General features: G+C 58.1%; 12 protein-coding genes, 1 other RNA gene and 1 pseudogene. 6 read left to right on the forward strand and 8 right to left on the reverse strand.

What is annotated here, in order from left to right; translation table 11 throughout:
* Positions 1 to 42: 42 nt before the first annotated feature.
* The 4 genes from IPI80_RS06305 to IPI80_RS06320 all read right to left on the reverse strand — a co-directional run bounded on the left by IPI80_RS06305 (position 43) and on the right by IPI80_RS06320 (position 5,651).
* Positions 43 to 3,126: an efflux RND transporter permease subunit gene (locus tag IPI80_RS06305; protein ID WP_413858257.1), complete on the reverse strand. Its 3,084-nt coding sequence runs from the start codon at positions 3,124 to 3,126 to the stop codon at positions 43 to 45.
* The gene (locus IPI80_RS06310) at positions 3,123 to 4,301 is read right to left on the reverse strand and encodes an efflux RND transporter periplasmic adaptor subunit (RefSeq protein ID WP_413858259.1); all 1,179 of its coding nucleotides are present in this window, start codon (positions 4,299 to 4,301) and stop codon (positions 3,123 to 3,125) included. Before IPI80_RS06310 ends, IPI80_RS06305 begins: the two co-directional genes overlap by 4 nt.
* A 107-nt stretch (positions 4,302 to 4,408) precedes the next feature.
* Complete coding sequence (rnhA, locus tag IPI80_RS06315) at positions 4,409 to 4,858, reverse strand: ribonuclease HI (RefSeq protein WP_413858261.1); 450 nt, start codon at positions 4,856 to 4,858, stop codon at positions 4,409 to 4,411.
* A 22-nt stretch (positions 4,859 to 4,880) separates the two neighbouring features.
* Positions 4,881 to 5,651, reverse strand: coding sequence for a class I SAM-dependent methyltransferase (locus IPI80_RS06320; protein WP_413858263.1), 771 nt, complete (start codon positions 5,649 to 5,651; stop codon positions 4,881 to 4,883).
* Between IPI80_RS06320 and gloB the strand changes: the two genes are divergently transcribed.
* Positions 5,650 to 6,420, forward strand: coding sequence for a hydroxyacylglutathione hydrolase (gene gloB, locus IPI80_RS06325; RefSeq protein ID WP_413858265.1), 771 nt, complete (start codon positions 5,650 to 5,652; stop codon positions 6,418 to 6,420). The two genes, IPI80_RS06320 and gloB, sit on opposite strands and share 2 nt — an antisense overlap.
* Complete coding sequence (locus tag IPI80_RS06330; protein ID WP_413858267.1) at positions 6,417 to 7,961, forward strand: transglycosylase SLT domain-containing protein; 1,545 nt, start codon at positions 6,417 to 6,419, stop codon at positions 7,959 to 7,961. The genes gloB and IPI80_RS06330 overlap by 4 nt, the downstream gene beginning before the upstream one ends.
* Positions 7,962 to 7,997: 36 nt before the next feature.
* On the opposite strand, the gene IPI80_RS06335 is transcribed toward IPI80_RS06330, so the two are convergent.
* From IPI80_RS06335 to dnaX, 4 genes and pseudogenes are all read right to left on the reverse strand, one after another.
* On the reverse strand, positions 7,998 to 8,411 hold the full coding sequence (locus tag IPI80_RS06335; RefSeq protein ID WP_413858269.1) for an MAPEG family protein: 414 nt from the start codon (positions 8,409 to 8,411) through the stop codon (positions 7,998 to 8,000).
* A gap of 54 nt (positions 8,412 to 8,465) precedes the next feature.
* Entirely contained in the window at positions 8,466 to 9,056 is a 591-nt protein-coding gene (gene recR, locus IPI80_RS06340) for a recombination mediator RecR (protein WP_413858271.1), read from the reverse strand.
* A 15-nt stretch (positions 9,057 to 9,071) separates the two neighbouring features.
* A pseudogene (locus tag IPI80_RS06345) lies at positions 9,072 to 9,414 on the reverse strand (YbaB/EbfC family nucleoid-associated protein).
* A gap of 129 nt (positions 9,415 to 9,543) precedes the next feature.
* The gene (gene dnaX / locus IPI80_RS06350; protein WP_413858273.1) at positions 9,544 to 11,439 is read right to left on the reverse strand and encodes a DNA polymerase III subunit gamma/tau; all 1,896 of its coding nucleotides are present in this window, start codon (positions 11,437 to 11,439) and stop codon (positions 9,544 to 9,546) included.
* A gap of 112 nt (positions 11,440 to 11,551) precedes the next feature.
* On the opposite strand from dnaX, the gene IPI80_RS06355 reads away from it, so the two are divergent.
* From IPI80_RS06355 to IPI80_RS06370, 4 genes are all read left to right on the forward strand, one after another.
* On the forward strand, positions 11,552 to 12,613 hold the full coding sequence (locus IPI80_RS06355; RefSeq protein WP_413858275.1) for an ABC transporter substrate-binding protein: 1,062 nt from the start codon (positions 11,552 to 11,554) through the stop codon (positions 12,611 to 12,613).
* Positions 12,610 to 14,346 carry a diguanylate cyclase domain-containing protein gene (locus tag IPI80_RS06360; protein WP_413858278.1) on the forward strand — a complete coding sequence of 579 codons (1,737 nt, stop codon included), beginning with the start codon at positions 12,610 to 12,612 and terminating at the stop codon, positions 14,344 to 14,346. Before IPI80_RS06355 ends, IPI80_RS06360 begins: the two co-directional genes overlap by 4 nt.
* 30 nt (positions 14,347 to 14,376) lie before the next feature.
* An RNA gene (gene ffs, locus IPI80_RS06365) (signal recognition particle sRNA small type) lies at positions 14,377 to 14,473 on the forward strand.
* Positions 14,474 to 14,855: 382 nt separating this feature from the next.
* Positions 14,856 to 15,359 carry a hypothetical protein gene (locus tag IPI80_RS06370; RefSeq protein WP_413858280.1) on the forward strand — a complete coding sequence of 168 codons (504 nt, stop codon included), beginning with the start codon at positions 14,856 to 14,858 and terminating at the stop codon, positions 15,357 to 15,359.
* Positions 15,360 to 15,531: the final 172 nt, after the last annotated feature.

The raw sequence follows: 15,531 nt of genomic DNA on the forward strand, positions 1-15,531 counted from the left end.
CTGCCAAACGGCTGTACCGTCGTGCGGTAGTTGTACCGGCATTCAGGATAGCAGTGTCTCGGCCGTTGTGACGGGGCCCCTGCCACTGAATCGGTCAAGGGTCAGGTAAATGACAGGCGTGATGTAGAGTGTGACCGCCTGCGAAAACACCAACCCACCCACCACCGCAAGACCCAGCGGCTGGCGCAGTTCGGCACCAGCGCCCAGACCCAGCGCAATCGGTATCGCACCCATCAGGGCCGCCAAGGTGGTCATCATGATGGGGCGGAAACGCAATACGCAGGCTGCCCGGATGGCTTGCTCAGGCGTCATGCCATGGTGGCGCTGCGCATCCAGTGCAAAGTCAATCATCATGATGGCGTTCTTCTTGACAATGCCGATCAGAAGCAGAATGCCAATGGTTGCAATCACCGTCAGGTCCTGGCCAAACAACATCAAGGTGGCCAGCGCACCGACCGCCGCCGACGGTAACCCCGCCAAAATGGTGAGCGGGTGGATATAACTCTCGTACAGAACGCCCAGCAGCACATAAATCACCAATAGCGCCGAGATGATCAACACCAGCTGCTTGCCTTGTGAGCTTTTGAACACTGCTGCCTCACCCCCGTAGCTGGTGATGACCGAGGCCGGCATGTTGACCGCTTCGCGGGCTTTTTCAATGCGTGCAGTGGCATCACCCAGTGCCGCGCCCGGGGCCAAATTGAACGACACGGTGACTGCCTGCAATTGCCCCACGTGGTTGATGGAGGTGGGGCCAACCGTCCGCTCTACTTTGGTAAAGGACGCCAGTGGCACCAACGTGCCAGACGACGCCCGCACATAGATGTTGTTGATGGCGTTTTCGTCCAGCTTGGCTTCGGGTGCCACTTCCAGAATAACCGAATAGCTATCGGTAGGCAGGTAGATGGTTGAAACCTGGCGCTCGCCAAAGGCGTCGAACAAGGCTGTGCGAATGGAATCCATGGAAATACCCAACGCGTTGGCACGGTCACGGTCAATATTGAGTTGTGCCTGCAGGGCACGCAACTGCGCGTCACTTGTCACATCCCTGAACAGAGGGTCGGCGCGCAACTTGTCCTGGAGCTTGGACGCCCAATCGTTGAGTTCATCAGCCCGCACACTTTGCAAAATGTATTGGTACTGTGCTTTGCTGGGCCGTCCTCCCAGTTGCAGGTTCTGGATGGGGCGCATGAACACGTTGATACCGGACACGTCACGCAGTTTGCCGCGCAAATCTTCCACAACCTGCTTCATGGGCAGACGCTCATTGTGCGGCTTTAGGGTGATGAACATGCGCCCGGTGTTCTGCGGGCCGCCGCCGCCGTTGAATGAACTCACGGCAAACACATTGGCGTCGGCGCGGATGATGGCTGCGGCGCGTTCTTGCAAACGTACCATTTCAGGGAAGGACGTGTCCTCGGCCGCCTCGGTGGTCACCGTAATTTGGCCAATGTCTTCTTGTGGGAAAAAGCCCTTGGGGATGACATTGAACAACCACCCCGTCGCCACAAACGTGACCAAGGCTACCAGCAACACGCTCTTGCGATGGGACAGCGCCTTGTCCAGCGAACGGGAATACAGACTCAGGGTGGCATTGAATCCACGCTCAAAGGCATTGATTAAAAAGTTGTGCCGGGTTCCATGGGCTTCCGCACGCAAAAAGCGGCTGGCCAACATGGGCACCAGGGTAAGTGACACAAAGGCCGACACCACAATGGAGAGGCCCACCACCACAGCAAACTCATGGAACAGCAGACCAATCACCCCTGGCATGAAGAAGATCGGAATGAAAACGGCAATCAGGGATGTTGAAATGGAAATGATGGTGAATCCCACCTCCCGCGATCCACGCAGCGCCGCATTGAAGGGTTCTTCGCCATTTTCAACGTGGCGCATGATGTTTTCCAGCATCACAATGGCATCGTCCACCACCAAACCAACCGCCAGAGTCAACCCCAACAGCGACACATTGTCCAGGCTGTACTTCATGCCCCACAACAAGGCCACCGCGCCAATCAGCGACACGGGCAGTGACAAGGTTGGGATGGCGGTTGCCACAAAACGACGCAGAAACAGAAAGATGACCATCACCACCAGCGCGACCGTTCCCAATAACGTGAGCGAAACATCGTGCAAAGCATCACGCACCGACACGGAACGGTCGTTCACCGAAGTCATGTTGACCGAATGGGGCATTTGCTCCTTGAGCTTGGGCAATGCCTGCTTCACGGCATCGACGACCCGTACTGTGTTGGCCCCGGGCTGGCGCTGAACGGCCAAGGTAATCGACGGCTCGCCGTTGAGATTGGCGTAGGACTTGGTGGTTTCCACGCTGTCTTCAACCGTTGCCACGTCCTTTAGGCGCACCGGAATACCATTGCGGCTGGCCACAATCAGCTCGGCAAACTCGGCAGCATTTCGTAACTGCTTGTTGGCCTGCAGGGTCAGCATTTGTTGCGGGCCCTCCAGCGTTCCCACTGGCGTATTCACATTGGCGGCACGTAAGGCGGCCGACAACTCTTCCAGGCTGATATTGCGGGCTGCCACCGCCTGTGGCAGCACCCGCACGCGCACAGCAAAGCGCTTTGAGCCATAAATGTTGACCTGGGCCACACCCTCAATAGTGGACAAGGTGGGTGAAATCAGGTGCTCAGCAAAATCCTGCAGGTCGGACATGGGCATCGACGGCGACGTCAGCGCCACCAACAAAACGGGAGCATCCGCCGGATTGACCTTCCGGTAGGCCGGCAATTGAGTCATATCCTGCGGCAACGAGCGTTGCGCGCGAAGCAAAGCAGCCTGCACATCCAGCGCCGCACCGTCGAGGTTGCGCCCCTCGTCAAATTCCAACGTCAACGAGGTACTGCCCAAAGTACTGGTCGAACTGATGACGGCCAGGCCCGGAATGGTCTGAAACTGTTTCTCCAGTGGCAAGGCCACAGACGTCGCCATGGTCTCCGGGTTGGCGCCCGGCAACGCGGCATACACGTTGATCACTGGCGTGTCATAACTTGGCAATGCTGCCACCGGAATGCTGCGGTAGGCAATAACGCCCGCCACCACAATGGCCACATTGAGCAACACCGTCATCACTGGACGGCGGATAAAGAGCTCCGACAGGTTCATGATGCCGACGCGCTGGCAGAGGCTGCAGATGTCGCTGCCCGGGCGGGCCTGGCGTTATCGGCCGGTCGGCGCTCAGCCAAAGGGCTATCGGGCCGCAAGTTTTGACGCCCCTCCAGCACCACCTTGTCACCCACCTCTACACCCGTCACTGCAGAATCTTCACCTTGCGAGGCCAGCACCTTAACCGGACGCAGCGCCGCCTTGCCCTTTTCAGCCACATACACGATGGGGCCGCGAGCACTTTGAACAATTGCGGCGGTGGGAATCACCAACGCATTTTTGAGCGTATGGGAAATCAGAGTCGTCTTGACAAACGCACCGGGCCATAGCTTGTTGTCATGGTTGTCAAAACGCGCCTTGACCTTTATGGTGCCAGTTGCAGCATCCACCGCGTTATCGACAAACTGCAGCCGCCCTTGCAAATCTGTCCTGGATTCCGGCAGCTTGGCATTCACAACCACGCCCCCCGACTTCAACCCCGCCAGAACTGCATCCAGGTTCCGCTGCGGCAGGCTAAAGCCAATATTGATGGGGTCCAATTGGGTGATAGTGACCAGTGCCGTCTGGTTGGCCTGAACCACAGAACCCGCAAACACGTTGACAGCCCCCAATCGACCCGAACTGGATGCGCGCACCGAGGTGTAGGACAGAGCCAGTTGGGCAGCATCCAGCGCAGCCTTGTCGGCCACCAGATTGGCTTGCTGGGCATCTACCTGGGCCTGGGCCGAATCCAGTGCGCCCTGTGAAATGAAGTTCTTGGCCATCAGTTCGCGGCTGCGAGCCAACTGGCGTTGGGCGTCGGCCAGCACGGCCTCGTCCTTGACCATCTGGGCGCGCACCTTGGAAACACTGGCCTGATCGGGGCGCGGGTCCAGGGTGAACAGCAACTCTCCGGCCTTGACGAACTGCCCTTCCTGAATATGCACGCGGGTCACCACACTGCTGGTCTGGGGTTTGACATCGACGCTGGCCAGTGGCATCACCGTACCAATAGCCTCCAGGGTGACATCCAGATCCCGCTGTATGACCGGCACGGTGGTCACAGCCACCGCAGCGCCGCCCGCCCGCGCGCCAAGTGCTGAGGTGGAATCCACCTTGTCACCGCAAGCGGCCAAAAAAAAGAAAGCTACCAAAGCGGGAAGCGACAGGACAAGGGAGCGGAAAGTATTATTCATGGGCAAGGCAGATTATCAATGGCGCATTGCTTGCACGCATGCGGACTCCGGGAAACTTTGCATAACTTTAAATCGGGTGGGGTAACCTGTGGCAATGAAGGGCGTCTTTAACGCCGCAGCGCCTGCTCTACACCGCAGTTGGCCAGTGCATCAGCGCGCTCGTTGCCCGGGTCTCCAGCGTGGCCCTTGACCCAGCGCCAATCAATACGGTGGCCCTGATGCGCCACCAATTCGTCGAGTCGTTGCCACAAATCCACATTTTTCACGGGCTGCTTGGCGGCAGTCTTCCAACCCTTCGCCTTCCAGCCAGACAGCCATTCGGTCATACCCTTCAACACATATTGGCTGTCAATGTGCAGGGTAACTGCACAGGGGCGTTTGAGCGCCGTCAGCGCCTGGATCACCGCCATCATCTCCATGCGGTTGTTGGTGGTTTCCCGTTCACCGCCAAACATCTCTTTTTCCGTACCGTCCGCCGAGCGCATCAATACGCCCCACCCGCCAGGGCCTGGATTGCCTTTGCAAGCACCGTCCGTGTAAATCGTCACTTCATTCAAACCCGTGTCTCCTCGATTTCCATCAATGATTGTGTGTGCGATTGGCTACGGACACCGGTTTGCCGGCACCAACAGGTGCTGTCTTCCAGGCCGGGCCCAACAGCCGCATTCCGCGCACCCGCTTGACCGCCACCAAAAAATAGGCGGCACCCAGTATGGGCCACCACCGGGCGCCTGCGTGGTCCATCCATTCAAATCGCCGCAACCATGCATCGCTGGTCACGCCGGGGCGGTAGCAGCCAAATTTACCCACTTCCACCTCAAAGCTCAAAAGGCGCAGCCAGTCGCACAAACGCCAATAACCAATGAAATCCCCCGCATTTGGAAGGAACAAGCGTCCAAATCCCATTCGCCGGTACAAATGCCCCCGGCGCTGCTGCAAACCCCAAAGACTGGCGGGGTTGAATCCGCAAATCACTACCCGCCCCTCGGGCACCAGTACACGCTCAACCTCGCGCAGTGTGGCATGGGGGTCAGCACTGAACTCCAGCGTGTGCGGCAGTATCACCAGATCGAGGCTGGCCGGTGCAAATGGCAGGGCAGAAAAATCACACAGCACTGCAGCCTGCTTGACAACACGGTCATCGGGCACGTACAACGTCTCAGTGGCCAACCATTGGTGCGGCATGCGGTTCGCCTGCAACCCATCAAGCTCGGGTAAACCCAACTGCAAAGCGTGGTAGCCAAAAATATCGGCCACGGCGGCATCCACGTGTGTACGCTCCCAATCCAGCAGGTAGCGACCCGCCGGTGTTTGGACCCAATCGTGGATACCTATAATTTGATTGCTCATGAAGTTAATACCGCTGCCTGCTTTTGACGACAACTACATCTGGCTGCTCCACGATGGGCAAAGGGCGTTGGTGGTGGACCCTGGCGACGCACAACCTGTTTTACAGGCCCTGCAACGCGAAGGTGTGCAATTGCAAAGCATTTTAGTCACGCACCACCATGGGGATCACACTGGCGGTGTGGCGGCCTTGCGCGATGCAACCGGGGCGGTTGTTTTTGGTCCGGCAAGGGAGACCATGCCCGAACCACTGACTCGGCTCTGCGGTGGCGACAACGTGCAGGCGATGGGTCTGAACATTGCGGTGCTGGATGTACCCGGCCACACAGCCGGTCACATTGCCTATTTTTGCCAGCCGGCAGGAGAAAGCCCCCTACTGTTTTGTGGTGATACCCTTTTCAGTGGCGGCTGCGGGCGCCTTTTTGAAGGAACACCGGAACAAATGCTGGCTTCACTGGAGCAGCTGGCGGCACTTCCCGGTGCAACCCGTGTATGCTGCGCCCACGAATACACGCTGGGTAACTTGAAATTTGCCCTGGAAGTTGACCCCGACAACGCGCAACTGGTGGCTTACACCACCACCTGCCGAACGCGTAGGGAACAAGGCCAGCCAACTTTACCCTCAACCATCGACACCGAGCGCCAAATCAACCCCTTCCTGCGCAGCAACCACCCCAGTATTCAAACGTCCGTGCGACGATTCGATGCACAAGGTGCACAGCAACAAGGAATATTTGCCACGCTGCGCCAATGGAAAAACCAATACCGATGAATCGACTCAAAATTTGCTGCCTGGTGGCCCTGCTCTGGCTCACTGGCTGCGCCAGCACCCCTCCGTCCGGAAGCGATCAAGCTGCTATACGCCAGGACGGTGACAGCCTGCAACAGCAAACCAGCCGCGAAATCAATCAACAATCCGCCGCCGCAACCGGTGTGCGCGTACCGCTGACGCCTATTGCCAACCAAATGGTCTCCTCCCGTACAGTGATTGCGCTGGCGCCGCCGGTAGACCTGTGGGACCGGATACGCCGCGGCTACGCCATGCCCGACTTGGACAACGAACTGGTGCACGACCGGGAGCAGTGGTACGCCACGCGTCCGGATTACATCTTTCGCATGACTGAGCGCTCCAAGAAATACCTGTTCCACATCGTCGAAGAACTGGAGTTGCGCAACATGCCCACCGAGCTGGCTCTGCTGCCCTTTATCGAGAGTGCGTTCAACCCACAAGCAGTTTCTGGCGCCAAAGCGGCGGGTATGTGGCAGTTCATGCCCGCCACCGGCAAGTACTTCGACTTAAAACAAAACGCCTTTCGCGATGACCGCCGTGATGTGCTGGCCTCCACCCGCGCGGCACTGGACTACTTGCAAAAGCTCTACGGCATGTTTGGTGATTGGCACTTGGCGCTGGCAGCCTACAACTGGGGCGAAGGCAGCGTATCCCGCTCCATTGCCAAGAACCAGCGCGCCGGCTTGGCCACGGGCTACACCGACTTGAACATGCCCATGGAAACGCGCTTTTATGTGCCCAAACTCCAGGCTGTCAAAAACATCGTATCCCGCCCAGGTGCTTTCAATGCACAACTTCCCCTGATTGAAAACCACCCCTACTTCCAGACCGTTACCATCCGCCGCGACATCGACGTGGCGCTGGCTGCCAAATTGGCCGAAGTACCGTTGGATGACTTCAAAGCTTTAAACCCATCCATCAACCGCCCCGTCATCATGGCCGCCGGCACGCCACAGATGCTGCTGCCCTGGGACAACGCAGAAATCTTTCAAAGCAACCTGGAATCCTACGGTGGCGGCCGTCTGGCAAGCTGGACCGTCTGGGTGGCGCCAACCACTATGCGCACGGCCGATGCGGCCAAGCGGGTGGGCATGAGCGAGGCAGAGTTCCGCAGCGTCAACGCCATTCCACCACGGGTCATGATCAAAGCTGGGTCTTCCCTGCTGATACCGCGCGCCAATAGCGTGAGCCAAGACGTGGCTTCCAACGTTGCCGACAACGGCCAAGTATCTGTGGCACCCGAGATTGTGCAAAAGCGCACCGTGGTGCGCGCCAGCAAAGGTGAAACGGTGGCCAGCATGGCACGCAAGTATCGGGTCACTGCCGACCAGGTAGCACAGTGGAACAAGGTAGGGATGTCTGCCAGCTTCAAGCCAGGCCAGCAAGTCGTGGTGTTTCTAGTAGCTTCACCAGCCCGAAAGGCCAGGACCAGAGCCACTACGCAGCGAACAGCAGCCCACAAAGCCCCTGCACGCCGCGCAGTGGCCGCCCGGTCAAGCGGTGCGCGAATCGCCAAACGCTAACCGACAGCGTCGGGATTGGACGCCGTCCCGACGAACCTAGCGGTAGCCAATAAACAGAATAGCAATGTTGATGGCAAAGCCCGTGCCCCACGCAACACTGCGCAGGTTCCCCATGCCCGCCACATACATCATGACGTAAAGAATGCGCACAACCACAAACAAAAAGGCCAAAATATCTAGCCGCCCCTGGTGTGCACCCAGTTGGTGGGCGATGATGACTGCCGCCATGAAAAACGGCAACGCTTCAAAGCTGTTGGCCTGAGCAGCATTGGCGCGGGCTCGCCAGTCTTTTTGGCGCGCCAGCCAGACACGCGGGTTTTCGTTGTCGTAACCGCCTTCGCGGCGCGGCTTGCCAAACATACCGGCCTTGGCCACACCGGCACAACCGATGGGTAACAACGCTGCTACAAACACGCACCACAGTGCAACGGTGAAATGGATAGTTTGCATAGAAAAACGGTTTTCTGAGAAAAATCGGTGGCAACTGGTCTGTGGCAGCTGGCTTTAGCGGCGGTCCACCAGTGCGTGGGCAATGGTACCCAAATCGACATACTCCAGCTCGCTACCTGCGGGCACACCACGCGCCAATCGGGTGAGTGTCAGACCACGGGCCTTCAGAGCCTCGCCGATAACATGCGCGGTTGCCTCGCCCTCGGCGGTGAAGTTGGTGGCCAATATCACTTCCTGCACGGTTCCGTCCAGGGCACGGTCAAATAACTTCTTCAGGCCAATATCGTGCGGGCCCACTCCGTCCAGTGGACTGAGCTTGCCCATCAGCACGAAATAAAGGCCCTTGTAGGCGCCCGTGCGTTCCAGCGCCGATTGGTCCGCCGGTGTTTCCACTACGCACAACTGACTGGCGTCGCGTCGGGTATCCAGGCAGGTGTCGCACACGGCGTGTTCCGTGAACGTGTGGCAGCGCTCGCAGTGGTGCACCCCCGCCACCGCCGCCTGTAGCGCACGTGCCAAGGCATCGGCACCATGGCGATCATGCTGCAGCAGGTGGAACGCCATGCGCTGAGCCGACTTGACGCCCACGCCCGGCAGCCGCTTGAGCGCCTGGATCAGCGCGTCCAGCGAATGGGTATCAGCCACGGCTGCTGCTGCCTGTCAGAAAGGGAATTTCATGCCCCCGGGCAGGCCTGGCATACCCTGGCATTCCTGCGGTGATCTTGCCCATTTTTTCGTTGGAGGTTTCTTCGGCCTTGCGCACCGCAGCGTTGAAGGCAGCGGCCACCAGGTCTTCCAGCATGTCCTTGTCTTCGGCCAGCAGGCTGGGGTCAATGGTGACGCGCTTGACGTCGTGCTTGCACGTCATGGTGACCTTGACCAGACCGGCACCGGATTCACCGGTGACTTCGATATTGCCCAGTTCGTCCTGGGCCTTTTTCATGTTGTCCTGCATCGCCTGGGCTTGCTTCATCAGGCCGGCGAGTTGTCCTTTGTTGAACATGGTTTTCCTTTACGTTATGAAACTTTGCGGGTCAGACCACTCGCGAAGCGATGTGCTCTGACCCCAACTAACTAAACTGACTTTGCGGGTCAGACCACTCGCGAAGCGATGTGCTCTGACCCCAACTAACTAACTTATCGGTTTAATCGAACCAGGCACGATTTTCGCGCCAAAGTCGCGCATCATGGCCTGCACATACGGGTCGTCAAAAATAATCTTTTCGGCTGCCAACTGCTTTTCGGCCGATGCTGCCATGTTTCGTCTAGCTGGACAATCGGTCACCCGGCCAATTTCCACCACCAGTTTCACCGCAAAGCCCGCATGTTGCAGGGCTGTTGTCAGGCGGTCCCGGGTGCCAAGCTGGTTGAGCGACTCGCGCTCCACGCGCAGCAGCCATTGGTCTGTATCGCGCGCCACCAGTTGCGACTGCAGCGCCAGTTCGCGCACCATGGCGTTGATGGCTTCGGCCTGGATTAGTTGCTGCACGGTGGCGTGCCAAAAATCTCCCTCTTCGGTGGGAATCAGCAGGGGCGTAGCTAGTTGGGGTGGCGCATCGACGCGCGACTCCGACTGCTGACGCACCGGAACCGCTACTAACTTCGTAGCGCCTTGCTCATATTTGACGAGGGCTGTGGCCTGATTCCGCATATACCGATCTGGTTCATCAAGAACGGACTCGTTCGTATCCACATTCGATGCAGGCCGGGTAGGCTCCCGTACGGACAACAACTGACCGGGCGGCAGCGCCGGGCTTTGGGATAGCGGGGCGGGTTCGTCTTCCCAGGGCTGAACTGCCAGTGGTTGCAGCGCCGGTGCCATGGGCATCGACAGGTTGACCGCTGGTACTTTGGCGGCTAGTGCTGGCGCCGCAGGTATTGCACTATTTAGAGTTTTTTTTTCAGCCGGGGTTGATGCACTCTGCGGTTTGAAGGCCAGCAGACGCAGCAACACCATGGTCAGCGCCGCATATTCGTCGGGCGCCAGTCCCAAATCGGCACGACCGTGCAGGCAGATGCTGTACAACAACTGTGTTTCATCCACCGGCATTAGCTCGGCCAGGCGTGCCGTGTCTTGTGCCTCAGGGTCGCTGTCGTCCTCAGCCGGACGCACGCCACCCATGGCCTGCAACACGGCCATGCGCTGCAGCACGGTGGACATTTCTTCCAACGTGGAGGCGGCACTCAGACCATTCAAACGCAAGGTTTCAGAAATTTCGACCACCGTCTTGCCATCACCCGACGCCAGAGCCTCAATCAAGCGAAACACATAGCTGCGGTCCACGCTGCCCAGCATCTGTCGCACCGTGGCGTCGGTCAGCTGACCCGACCCAAAGGAAATGGCTTGGTCGGTCAGGCTTAAAGCGTCGCGCATGGAGCCACGAGCGGCCCGGGCCAAGAGGCGCAGGGCCTGTACTTCGGCACTGACCTGCTCGACTTCGAGGACCCGGGCCAGGTGCTCGCGAATGGTTTCTGGCGCCATCGGCCGCAGGTTGAACTGCAGGCAGCGCGACAGCACGGTGACTGGCACCTTCTGCGGGTCGGTGGTGGCCAGCACAAATTTCAAATACTCGGGCGGCTCTTCCAGCGTCTTCAACATGGCGTTGAACGCCGTGTTGGTGAGCATGTGCACCTCGTCGATCATGAAGACCTTGAAGCGGCCCTGCACCGGCTTGTAGACCGCTTGCTCCAAGAGCGCCTGGACCTCGTCCACGCCCCGGTTGGAGGCTGCATCCAGCTCGGTGTAGTCCACAAAGCGCCCGCTATCGATGTCGGTACACGCCTGGCACACGCCACAGGGGGTAGCCGTGATTCCGCCATTTCCATCGACGCCCTGGCAGTTGAGCGACTTGGCCAGGATGCGCGAAACCGTGGTTTTGCCCACGCCGCGCGTTCCGGTGAAGAGGTAGGCGTGGTGCAGGCGTTGGGTGGTTAGTGCATTGCTCAATGCCTTTACCACGTGGTCCTGCCCCACCATTTCGGTGAAATTGCGGGGGCGGTACTTGCGGGCGAGCACGAGATAGGACATTCATCGATTCTAAAGGGCAGGTTGCGTCGCGCTGCGTCGTCCCCATAAGTCCACACGGCGAATCGGTTCTGCGATAGACTGAAAAAATCGCTGTCACTGACCAATCACCACCATGGCTTTGCCTGGATTTTTGACCCTGCAACGCCTGCGCTGCCTGGCCATACTGGCCCTGCTATGCGCGACGGCGGGTGTTCGCGCGCAGGATACGCTGCGGGTGCTGGCCTGGCCAGGCTATGCCGACGCCGACCTGGTCAAAGTGTTCGAGCAGCGAACCGGTGCCAAGGTGGAGGTCACGATCATCGATACCGACGACGTGATGTGGCAAAAACTAAACAGAGGCCCGGCCGAGGACTTTGACGTTTTTGCAGTGAATACCGCCGAACTGCAACGCTACATACAGGCCGACCTGGTGGTTCCCATCGACGTCAAGTCAATCCCCAATACCGCGCAGCAATTGCCGCGCTTTCGCAACCTCAAAAACATACCGGGGTTGGTCAAAGGCAATAAGGTGTTTGCCATACCCTACACCTACTCTGAAATGGGCCTGATCTACGACCGTCAACAGGTCAAGGAACCACCCACGTCATTGAGGTCCTTGTGGGACCCGCGTTACAAGGGCAAGGTTGTGCTGTACAACGGCAGCACACACAATTTTTCGCTGGCTGCCATGGTCCTGGGTGACGAAACGCCGTTTCAAATTGGTGAGCGCGAGTGGCCAGCCGCTGTGGAGCAGCTCATTGCCCTGCGACGCAATGCACAGGGCTACTACGCGCAACCGCAGGAATCAGTAGATATGTTCACCCACGGGCATGCCGCCCTGATGTTTGCCAACTATGGCTCCCAACAACTGCAAATGCTCAAAAAAGCGGGTGCGGACGTAGGCTATGCGGTGGCCAAGGAAGGCGCACTGGCTTGGCTCGACTGCTGGGCCGTCACACGCAGTGCCAAAAAGCCGGATCTGGCCCAGGCCTGGATCAATTACATGTTGGAGCCTGAACCCGGCGCGGCCTTGCTGGCCCGCCAGGGGCTGGCCAACACCACGTCCGAGTCGCCCTACGTGCGCCCACAAGACCGGCTGAAATGGCTGGAGCCTGTGGAAAACGTGGAGCGCCGTACGCGGCTCTGGGAGCGCATTCTGGCCGGCGATCGTGCTGCCAAGGTACTGGCGCCATGAAGTTTGGCATTGCTGTCAAGCTCGGCCTGCTACTGGCGGCGGTTGGCATGCTGGCTGCGGGACTGACCGGCTTTTACGGCTACGAGGCCAGCCGCAGCCTGCTGGTGGATTCCGCAAAGGCCAATTTGCTGACCTCCACCAAGGTGCTCATCGGGCGCATTACCCAGCAACGCGAAGAAGTTTCACGCAACCTGCAAGTGCTGGCCAGCCATCCGGCCGCATTGGCGTCCGTGCAAAGTGGCAATGGCGCCCAGCAAGACCAACTGGCAACCTTGTTCGAGCGCATGCTGTATGCCAACCCGTCCTACTACCAGATCCGCCTGATCTCGGCCAGTGACAATGGATTGGAACGGGTACGGGTGGACCGCGCAGGTGACCACATGGTGCGCGTGCAGGGTGATGACTTACAGGAGAAAGCACACTTCTCTTACGTATCTGGCACGCTGAAGCTATCGGCTGGTGCCACCTACCTCTCGCGCATTGTCATCAACCATGAACACGGCGCCCACTCCGGACTGGAACAGCCTTCCGTCATCTTGGCCACTCCGGTGGTAGATGATCTGGGCCATGCCGTCGGAGCCGTAGTGATCAACCTGGATCTCAACAGCGTCTTTTCCGCGCTCATGGTCAACATGCCGCGTGAATACCAGCTCTTTCTGGCCAACCGCAATGGGGACTACCTGATACACCCCGACCCAACCATGACCTTTGGTTTCGATAAAGGCCGTCGGTTTTTGATCCAGGACGAGTTTGCTGATACACGCGATCTGGTGGAGGGAAAACCCGCCAAGCTGCTGACCGAAGTACACGACGGCCGCTATGCCAACGCACCAGCTGTGGCGGCATTCATAGGGCACAAGGTAATGACCGACGGGGATGAAGAGCGCTTGATTATGGGACTGGCACAGCCCCTGTCCATCGTGCTCCAACAGGCCGACCGGCTGGGAACGGTGGTCATGCAAATGGTGGCTGGCATCTTCCTGGTCTGCATTCTGATCGCGGCTGTGATGGCACGCGCCGTTACGCGCCCCATCAACTCTCTGAGTCAGGCCGTACAACGATTTGCCAACGGCCACCAAGTGACAAAGCTCCCCGTTGAGCGGCAGGATGAAATCGGCGTGCTGGCGCGCAGTGTCAGCCAGATGCAGGACGAAATACGCCAGCAGCTCGACGCCCTGCAAAGCAACCGCCAGGAGCTTGAGCACTTGGCCCGCCACGACGTACTCACGGGTCTGTCTAACCGGCGCGCTTTCCAAGAGCGGCTGGAACTCATGCTGGTGCGCGCACAGCGCAGTGGCGAGCGTTTTGCGCTGTTGTTCATCGACGTGGACCAATTCAAGGGCATTAATGACCGCTGGGGCCACGCGGGTGGTGATGCCACCCTCAAAATCGTAGCGCTACGGCTCTGCGCCGCCACCCGCAAGGCTGACGTGGTTGCCCGCGTGGGCGGTGATGAATTTGTGGTGCTGCTGGACAACCCCACACACCGTGAAGACATTGTGGCCATTGCCGAAAAGCTGCTCGACAGCGTGCGTTCCCCCATCCTGCACGAAGGGCAGGAGATTCAGGTGGGGTTTAGCATCGGCATCAGTCAATACCCAGGGGACGGTGCGACGGCCGCCGAATTGCTATCCCGCGCCGACCATGCCATGTACGAAACCAAGGCTGCTGGGCGCAATGGTTTTCGCTTTTCATCCACCAAAGGATCACCCACCAATCCCACACCGCTCTGAAACCGATGGTGTGCAGGTACAATTCAGCCCGACGGGCCTTCCCGCATGGTAAAGCGGCCAACCGGGTCAGATGGGGAACCAAGCAGCCCTAACTGTGGAGCCAGTGCCGGGGTCAAGGCTCGTCACCTCATTTTGAATGGCTATGAATCGCTATTTCTAGCTATAGAAACAGTAGTAGAGCTCGATTTTTGCCTCAAGAATGTGTCAGCCATTCATGATGATCGGGAACATCGTGGCAAATTAGTCATGTTTATTTCGACGCGGCTACAACTTCTACCTGCGTGGCCTTCTGCTCCGCCGAGTCGCACGTACAAGTGGCACTAACTGTCACCGAATCACCGAATTACGCCCTTTCGCTCAAATGCGTCAGTCTTTTCGGGATCGAATCTAAGCCCAAAACTGCTTGCCCCAAACACCTACTTGGCGAATTTTGCAAGTCTCCTGCAGATATTTCTTGAAAATACCATCAATCTCGGCCTAAGATGCAAACTGAAACAAAGGAGTGACTTATGAAAACATTTCCTGCAATTGTCGGACTTTCTCTTGTACTTGCTGGTATCAGCACAGTTGTGCTTGCCGAGACAATGCCAGTGCCAGACTCCGCGGGCATCCCCATTCAAACAAGTGTCGTAGGTCCACCAATCAATTTTGGCACCCTATCCGTTGGTTCATTGGCAAGTGCTCCCGTGAGTGGAGTGAACAACACACCGGCAGTAATTCGAGTCTCGAGAATAATCTCAGGACCTGATTCCGGGGAGTTTTCAGTCGTCAACAACTGCGCGGACCGGATAGTAATTCCCAGTATCCTCTGCACCGGAACAGTCACTTTTCACCCGAGTAGTCCAGGTGTAAAAAATGCGATGCTGGTGATTGTTGCACGTGGTACCTGGGGTGCACCACCTGTAATGCCCACACCTGGAGATGTGAGTGATGGGTATTCTGAAGGCTATATACCAATCCAAAATTCTTTGGTCTGGACTGAAACAATCGTGCTAAGCGGCACTGGAACATAGTGATGCTACAAATGCTGCTGCCATTCAAATTAACTGAGCTGGCAGTTTGAATACATCTTGATTACTCTTTAGGTGCCTGTTAGTTTATGTACGTATAGCATGCGGCTCTGGTTCGTCGATCTTTGATCGGGGTATCGTCTGACCATTTGATGCCAGGTACGAGTTGCTTGGT

This window comes from Candidatus Aalborgicola defluviihabitans (genome assembly GCF_016705985.1).
Lineage (GTDB): Bacteria > Pseudomonadota > Gammaproteobacteria > Burkholderiales > Burkholderiaceae_C > Allorhodoferax > Allorhodoferax defluviihabitans.